We start from the raw sequence: 7058 nt of genomic DNA, 5'->3' as shown, positions 1-7058 counted from the left end.
TCCTAGGGAACGCCCTGGCACTATCGTCCCTCCATGACCCGCATCATCGGCGGGAGCGCGGGAGGACGGCGGCTGTCGACGCCGTCCGGCCCCATGACGCGCCCGACCACCGACCGGGTGCGAGAGGCGCTGTTCTCGAGCATCGAGGCGTGGTGCGGGTCCCTCCAGGGGCTGCGCTTCCTCGACCTGTACGCCGGCTCGGGTGCGGTCGGGCTCGAGGCGTGGTCCCGCGGCGCCGGGGTGGTGACGCTGGTCGAGTCGGACCGGCGGACGGCCCGGCTGATCGAGCAGAACGCGAAGACGCTCGGGTTCCTCAAGGCCGAGGTCGTGACGGTCCCGGTGTCGGCGGTGCTGACCAAGCCGCCGCCGGCGCCCTACGACGTCGTGTTCATGGATCCGCCCTACCCGCTGGACGACGTCACCGTCGGGGGCGACCTGGAGCTGCTCATCGCCCAGGACTGGCTGGTGCCGGGCGCGATGCTCGTCGTCGAGCGGTCGTCCCGCAGCCCGGAGCCCACCTGGCCGAAGGGGATCGAGGCCGGGCGCAGCAAGCGCTACGGCGAGACGACCCTTTGGTACGGTCACGCGTCGTGAAGAAGGCGGTCTGCCCGGGATCCTTCGACCCGGTCACCAACGGCCACCTCGACATCGTCGAGCGGGCGGCGTCGCTGTTCGACGAGGTGATCGTCGCGGTCGGCGTGAACAAGTCCAAGAACCGCCTCTTCTCCCCTGAGGAGCGGATCGGCATGCTCGAGCAGGCCACCGCGGCGCTGCCCAACGTCAGCGTGGCCGGCTTCACCGGGCTCCTCACGACGTTCTGCCAGCAGCAGGAAGCGACCGCGATCGTGAAGGGGCTCCGCGCGGTCAGCGACTACGAGTACGAGCTGCAGATGGCGCAGATGAACGCCTCGCTCACCCGGATCGAGACCGTCTTCGTGCCGACCAGCCCGGAGTGGTCGTTCCTGGCCTCGAGCCTGGTCAAGGAGGTCGCGGCGTTCGGCGGCGACGTGTCGGGCCTGGTCCCGGAGTTCGTGCTGGGGCCGTTGCTGGAGAAGCTGGCGGCCCGCCCGGTCGAGTAGCTCCACGCCCGCCACACCCGATCCGACCCCTGACCTGCGGGTTCCCGCCCGACCGCTCCTTCTCCGGACATTTGGCCGGTGGAGCTCGGCCCGCGTACGATTCTGCGTTGGATCTACCTGCCGGATACCGGAAGTGACAGTTGAACAGCCTGGACCCGAGAGCGCCGCTCGTGCTCGACACTCGCGAGCTCGGCCGCCGCCCGGGGTCCCAGCGTGAACTGTCGCGGACGGTGCCCGCGCCGGCAGATCTTGGCATCGAAGTCCTCCAGGTCCCCGAGGGGTCGCCGGTCGAGCTCGACCTGCGCCTCGAGGCGGTCATGGAGGGGGTGCTGGTCACCGGGACTGCGCAGGCCACCCTCACGGGGGAGTGCGTGCGGTGCCTGGAACCGATCACGGACGAGATCGACGTGAGGTTCCAGGAGCTGTTCGTCTACGAGGACCACGCCCTCCCCGAATCGGAGGACGACGGGGTCAGCACGCTGCAGGACGACCTGGTCGACCTGGAGCCCCTGCTGCGGGACGCGGTGGTGCTCGCACTGCCGTTCCAGCCGCTGTGTGAGGAGGACTGTCCCGGCCTGTGCCCCGAGTGTGGGGTGCGCCTGGCCGACGACCCGGGCCACCAGCACGACGCGGCGATCGACCCGCGGTGGGCGGCCCTGGCCGACCTCGCTGGCCCTGACAAGACCGGCCGGACCGAGCAGAACTGAGAGAGAGATCACCATGGCTGTCCCGAAGCGGAAGATGTCGCGCAGCAACACGCGCCACCGTCGCTCGGCCTGGAAGACCACGGCACCCACGCTGGTCACCTGCGCCAACCCGGCGTGCGGTGCGAAGCACCTGCCCCACCGTGCGTGCGGCAACTGCGGCCAGTACGGCGCGCGCAACGACCGTCGCCAGGTTCTCTGATCCGCAGCGACCGCTGAGCAGTCCGCTGAGCAACACTCCGCTGTCTGACTACAGGCAGCTTCGCGGAGCACTCGGGGACCCGGAACTCGACCCCGAGCTGCTCGAGCGCGCCCTCACCCACCGCTCCTACGCCTACGAGAACGGCGGCCTCCCGACCAACGAGCGGCTGGAGTTCCTCGGCGACTCCGTGCTCGGCGTCGTCGTCACCGAGACCCTCTACCTCACCCATCCCGACCTGTCCGAGGGCCGGCTGGCCAAGCTGCGCGCCGCGGTCGTCAACGCGCGGGCGCTGGCCGAGGTCGGCCGCAGCATCGGCCTCGGCGAGCACGTCAAGCTCGGCCGCGGCGAGGAGACCACCGGGGGCCGCAACAAGGCATCGATCCTGTCCGACACCGTCGAGGCCGTGATCGGAGCGGTCCACCTCAGCGGCGGCATCGAGGTGTCCTCCCAGGTCGTGCACCGGCTCTTCGACCCGCTCATCGAGGCGGCCTCGGCGCTCGGCGCCGGGCTGGACTGGAAGACCTCGCTCCAGGAGCTGGCCGCCGAGCACGGTCTGGGCGTCCCCGAGTACATCATCGAGGACGAGGGCCCCGACCACATGAAGAAGTTCACCGCCCAGGTGCGGGTGGCCGGCCGGCTCTACGGCAACGGCATCGGCCGCTCCAAGAAGGAGGCCGAGCAGGCCGCCGCGGAGACGGCGTACGGCGATATCGCGACCGGGCTCGGCATCGCCGATCCGATCGACGCGGCCGTCGACGCGGCCGTCGAGGAGGCCGCCGCCGACGAGGCCGACTCCTCCCACAACAGCTAGCTGCCACCCGATGCCCGAGCTGCCCGAGGTCGAGGTGGTCCGCGCCGGCCTGGCCCGGCACGTCCTCGGCGCCACGATCACCGCGGTCGAGGTGCTGCACCCCCGGCCGGTGCGGCGCGACCCCCGCGGTCCGGCCGGCTTCGCCGCCGCCCTGGCCGGCCGCCGGATCGAGGACGCGCGGCGCCGGGGGAAGTACCTCTGGCTGCCCCTCGACAACGGTGACGCGCTCCTCGGCCACCTCGGGATGAGCGGCCAGCTCCTGGTCCAGCCCAAGGACGCCGTGCCCGAGCGGCACCTCCGCGTCCGGATCGGGCTCGAGGGCGCGGCCGACCCCTTCGAGACGGCTCGTCCCTCGCCTCCTCAGGACAAGGACTGGGAGCTGCGCTTCGTCGACCAGCGGATGTTCGGCGGCCTGTCGGTGTCGGCGGGCGGAGCCGAGCTGCCGCCGGAGATCGCCCACATCGCCCGCGACCCGCTCGATCCCGAGTTCGACGACGACGCATTCGTCGCCAAGGTCCGCAGGCGCTCCTCCGGCATCAAGCGGCAGCTGCTCGACCAGAACCTCATCTCGGGCGTCGGCAACATCTACGCCGACGAGGCCCTGTGGCGGGCCCGGCTGCACGGGGAGCGGGCCGGCGACCGGCTCACCCGCGCGCAGGTGCGCGAGCTGCTCGCCCACGCCCGCGACGTCATGAACGAGGCCCTCGGCCAGGGCGGCACGTCCTTCGACGCCCTCTACGTCAACATCAACGGCGAGTCCGGCTACTTCGACCGGTCGCTGCACGCCTACGGGCGGGAGGGGGAGCCGTGCGACCGGTGCGGAGCGCCGATGCGGCGGGTGGCGTTCATGAACCGGTCGTCGTACTTCTGCCCGGTCTGCCAGCGACCGCCGCGGCGGCGAGCGGCCGGTACGGCACGGGGTTTCGAGACGCGTCGCGCGGCCCTCGCAGGCTCGGTCCGCGCCGACGCTCCTCAACCTCCTCGCTGATCGGGGTCCTCGCAGGCTCAGGCCCCGCGCTCGGACATTGACCAGAGGCCCGTGGAGTGGGACTCTTGAAGACGGTTCCGCCACCCGGATCCAGATTCGAAGCAGCACCCTTCGATCACCCGGAAGGTTTCACCATATGGCCAAGGCGCTGATCGGCTACATGAACAGCGACCTGCGTGACCCCCGGCTTGCCGCCGAGAACAGTCGGCTGCGGGCGCGGGTGAGCGAGCTGGAGGCCCTCGTGCTCCGGCTCAGCGAGGAGAACGACAAGCTCGTGGCCGCTCGGGCCGAGGAGCTCCTGGTCGAGACCGCTCCCCGCATGCAGGAGATGCAGCCCGCCTGACAGGCACCCCCTCAGCTGCCTGGTGCTGCCGGCTCCCGCCGGGAAACCAGGTGAAACGGGGGAGGGCCCGGCGCTAGCCTGCCGTGCTCGTGACCCACCGCCTCCTCGACGTTCTCGCGCCGCCACGTCTGGGGCGGGGCTTCCGGCTGCTGCTGGCGTCGTCGTGGACGAGCAACGCCGGTGACGGGATCGCGCTGGCGGCGGGCCCGCTGCTGGTCGCCTCGAAGACCGACCACGAGTTCCTCGTCGCGCTGGCCGCGCTCCTGCAGTGGCTGCCGCCGCTGCTGTTCGGGCTGTGGGCCGGCGCGATCACCGACCGGCTGGACCGGCGGCTGATCATCGTCGTCGTCGACTCGCTGCGGGTCGGCGTCCTGGTCCTGCTGGCCGCCGCGATCGCCCTCGACACCGCGTCGATCGGGCTGGTGCTGGTGGCGATGTTCCTGCTCGGCACGGCCGAGGTGTTCGCCGACAACACCACGAGCACCCTGTTGCCGATGCTGGTGACCAAGGACGACCTGACGGTCGGCAACAGCCGCCTCATGGCCGGGTTCGTGACCATCAACCAGCTGGTGGCACCCCCGATCGGAGCGTTCCTGTTCACGGTGGGCCAGTTCGTGCCGTTCGTCACCCAGGCCGCGCTGGTGGTCCTGGCCGTGCTGCTCATCGCGCGGCTCCGGCTGCCCCCGCACAAGCGCTCGCCCGAGGAGGAGCGGCCGGTCTGGCACGACATCATCGAGGGGATCCGGTGGACCATGCACCACGCGGCGGTGCGCACCCTCGTGCTGACGATCCTGATCTTCAACGTCACCTTCGGGGCCGCCTGGTCGGTGCTGGTCCTCTACGCCACCCGGCACCTCGGGCTCGGCAGCGTGGGGTTCGGGCTGATCACCACGGTGCAGGCGCTCGGCGGCCTCCTCGGCACCCTGGCCTACGGCTGGCTGACCCGGCGGATCAGCCTCGGCGACCTGATGCGGATCGGGCTCGTCATCGAGACCCTGACCCACCTCATCCTGGCCAGCACCTCCTCGCCGTGGGTCGCGCTGCCGGTGTTCTTCGTCTTCGGGGCGCACGCGTTCATCTGGGGCACGACGTCGATCACCGTCCGGCAGCGCGCGGTGCCCAGCGAGCTGATGGGCCGGGTCGGCGCGGTCAACCTCATGGGCGTGTACGGCGGGCTCGTGGTCGGGGCCGGCATCGGTGGCGTCATCGCGCAGCGGTGGGGGGTGACCGCACCGTTCTGGTTCGCCTTCGTCGGGTCGGCGCTGTTCGTGGTCCTGATCTGGCGCCAGCTCAGCCTGATCGCCCACGACGACGACCTGTCTCCCGCGGTGTCGTCCTCCGGGGGAGGATGAGGTCGTGTACGTGCCGCGGTTCAACGCCCTGGAGGACGAGGGAGCGATCCGGGCCATGGTCGGCGCGATAGGCGCCGGCGAGCTGGTGACGGTCGGGGAGGACGGCTACCCGCTCGCGACCAGGCTGCCCGTGGTCTGGGAGGACGACCGCCTGGTCATGCACGTCGCCCGGGCCAACCCGCACTGGCGCTCGGTCCCGGCCGACACCGATGTGCCTGCGCTGGTGGTCGTCACCGACGCGGAGGCCTACGTCTCCCCGGCGTGGTACGCCACCAAGGCCGAGCACGGCCGGGTGGTGCCGACCTGGAACTACTCGGCGGTCCAGCTGACCGGCCGGGTGCGCCGCCACGAGGACCCCGCCTGGCTCCGCCGGGCGGTCACCCTCCTGACCGAGGAGCACGAGTCGGGCCGGCCCGCCCCGTGGGCGGTGTCCGACGCGCCGGCGACGTACGTCGAGAAGCAGCTGCGCGCGATCGTCGGGCTCGAGCTGGCGATCGAGCGGGTGGAGGGCAAGCGGAAACTGAGCCAGAACCGGTCCGAGGAGGACCGGGCCGGGGTCGTGCTCGGGCTCCGCGCGGAGGGTGGTGCGCGCGAGTCGGTGGTCGCGGACCAGATGGAGCGGCTACAGGGCCAGCCCTGAGGTCACCTCTCGCCACACGTCCCGCTCGGCGTGCTCGTCGAGGAAGGCCTGGACGCCGGGAGAGAGGGTGCGGGCCTTGGGCGCCACCTTCTCGACGTACTGCCGGTGCACGGCGGCGAAGGCCGCGTCGATCTCCGGCGACCGGTCGACGCCCAGCCAGGAGAGCACCCGGTCGAGGCTCGCCCCGACGGGGTCGCCGAAGAACCGGTCGTACTCCACGACCACGGCCCGGTCGGGACGCTGCTTGACGGCGCGCCGGACCCGGCGCAGCGAGCGGTTCCACGCGGCCACCGCCTTGGTGGCGTCGGACTCGGCGTCCCAGCCGTGGTCGTCGGGGTTGCGGGCGCGGGCCTCCCAGCTCGCCGCCACCGGCTCGAGGTCCCGCACGATGCACACGAACCGCGCGTCGGGCAGTGTCGCCCACACGTGCTGGAGCCGGATCGCGACCATCTTGTCGCCGACGTAGCGCGCCGTGGCCCACTTGGCGCGCATCGCCTCGTAGTGCGGCGCCCACTCAGGCGCATGCTCCGGCGTCAGGTTGGTGAACCCGTCGCCGAAGTCGAAGAACCGCTGCTCCTCGAACAGCGCCGCCGTCACCGGCTGGTCATCGCGCGGGTAGAGCCGCTTGTAGCGCTCGACGCCCAGTGCGATGTCCGCGTGTGCGCTGAACACCTCCAGCAGCGCGGTGGTGCCGGACCGCCCCATGCCGGCAAGGAAGAGCAGGTCAGGCACGAACCTGAGGTTAGTGGGGGTTGGGTCTGGGTCTGCGTTCGTGGCACCGCGGGCGGCCGCGGCGCCGGCGGGCCGGGGCTGCGCGCCGACAGGCGACGCCGTGTCGCGGGCGGCTGCTCCCAGCGTGGTCACCTCGCGCTGCCCGCGCCACGCCGCGCTTTTAGCGACGCGCAGCCCCGTCCCGCCGGTCCACGGCCGCGCAGCACC

At 71.7% G+C, this 7058-nt stretch carries 10 protein-coding genes; 9 read left to right on the top strand and 1 reads right to left on the bottom strand.

The features are described from left to right. Positions 1–33 precede the first annotated feature (33 nt). From rsmD to VFV89_RS22085, 9 genes are all read left to right on the top strand, one after another. Positions 34–594, top strand: coding sequence for a 16S rRNA (guanine(966)-N(2))-methyltransferase RsmD (rsmD, locus tag VFV89_RS22125; RefSeq protein WP_329708149.1), 561 nt, complete (start codon positions 34–36; stop codon positions 592–594). Beyond that, on the top strand, positions 591–1079 hold the full coding sequence (coaD, locus tag VFV89_RS22120) for a pantetheine-phosphate adenylyltransferase (protein ID WP_329708148.1): 489 nt from the start codon (positions 591–593) through the stop codon (positions 1077–1079). The genes rsmD and coaD overlap by 4 nt, the downstream gene beginning before the upstream one ends. A gap of 170 nt (positions 1080–1249) precedes the next feature. Next, positions 1250–1786, top strand: a complete 537-nt coding sequence (locus tag VFV89_RS22115) for a YceD family protein (RefSeq protein WP_329708147.1) — start codon at positions 1250–1252, stop codon at positions 1784–1786. 13 nt (positions 1787–1799) lie between these two features. Next, the gene (gene rpmF / locus VFV89_RS22110; protein WP_298520201.1) at positions 1800–1985 is read left to right on the top strand and encodes a 50S ribosomal protein L32; all 186 of its coding nucleotides are present in this window, start codon (positions 1800–1802) and stop codon (positions 1983–1985) included. A gap of 13 nt (positions 1986–1998) precedes the next feature. After that, on the top strand, positions 1999–2796 hold the full coding sequence (rnc, locus tag VFV89_RS22105; protein WP_414690418.1) for a ribonuclease III: 798 nt from the start codon (positions 1999–2001) through the stop codon (positions 2794–2796). 10 nt (positions 2797–2806) lie between these two features. After that, the gene (gene mutM / locus VFV89_RS22100) at positions 2807–3784 is read left to right on the top strand and encodes a bifunctional DNA-formamidopyrimidine glycosylase/DNA-(apurinic or apyrimidinic site) lyase (protein ID WP_329708145.1); all 978 of its coding nucleotides are present in this window, start codon (positions 2807–2809) and stop codon (positions 3782–3784) included. A gap of 136 nt (positions 3785–3920) precedes the next feature. Next, a complete protein-coding gene (locus tag VFV89_RS22095) occupies positions 3921–4127 on the top strand; it encodes a hypothetical protein (RefSeq protein ID WP_329708144.1) in 207 nt (68 codons plus the stop codon). Positions 4128–4216: 89 nt separating this feature from the next. Then, positions 4217–5479 (top strand): MFS transporter, encoded by a 1263-nt coding sequence (locus tag VFV89_RS22090; protein WP_329708143.1) that lies wholly within the window; start codon positions 4217–4219, stop codon positions 5477–5479. A 4-nt stretch (positions 5480–5483) separates the two neighbouring features. Continuing rightward, positions 5484–6119: an FMN-binding negative transcriptional regulator gene (locus tag VFV89_RS22085; RefSeq protein WP_329708142.1), complete on the top strand. Its 636-nt coding sequence runs from the start codon at positions 5484–5486 to the stop codon at positions 6117–6119. Here VFV89_RS22085 and VFV89_RS22080 read toward each other — a convergent pair. Beyond that, positions 6102–6851, bottom strand: a complete 750-nt coding sequence (locus tag VFV89_RS22080) for a sulfotransferase (RefSeq protein WP_329708141.1) — start codon at positions 6849–6851, stop codon at positions 6102–6104. The genes VFV89_RS22085 and VFV89_RS22080 overlap by 18 nt on opposite strands. Positions 6852–7058: the final 207 nt, after the last annotated feature.

This window comes from Nocardioides sp., assembly GCF_036274455.1.
In the GTDB taxonomy this organism is placed as follows: domain Bacteria; phylum Actinomycetota; class Actinomycetes; order Propionibacteriales; family Nocardioidaceae; genus Nocardioides.
Note: the sequence above shows the minus strand (reverse complement) of the source record. Positions and strands in the feature narration are given on the sequence as shown.

Bases quoted from the DNA above. Each gene is read 5' to 3' on its own strand.
- rsmD (WP_329708149.1), top strand. From the start codon at position 34: ATGACCCGCATCATCGGCGGGAGCGCGGGAGGACGGCGGCTGTCGACG.
- rpmF (WP_298520201.1), top strand. From the start codon at position 1,800: ATGGCTGTCCCGAAGCGGAAGATGTCGCGCAGCAACACGCGCCACCGT.
- mutM (WP_329708145.1), top strand. From the start codon at position 2,807: ATGCCCGAGCTGCCCGAGGTCGAGGTGGTCCGCGCCGGCCTGGCCCGG.
- VFV89_RS22095 (WP_329708144.1), top strand. From the start codon at position 3,921: ATGGCCAAGGCGCTGATCGGCTACATGAACAGCGACCTGCGTGACCCC.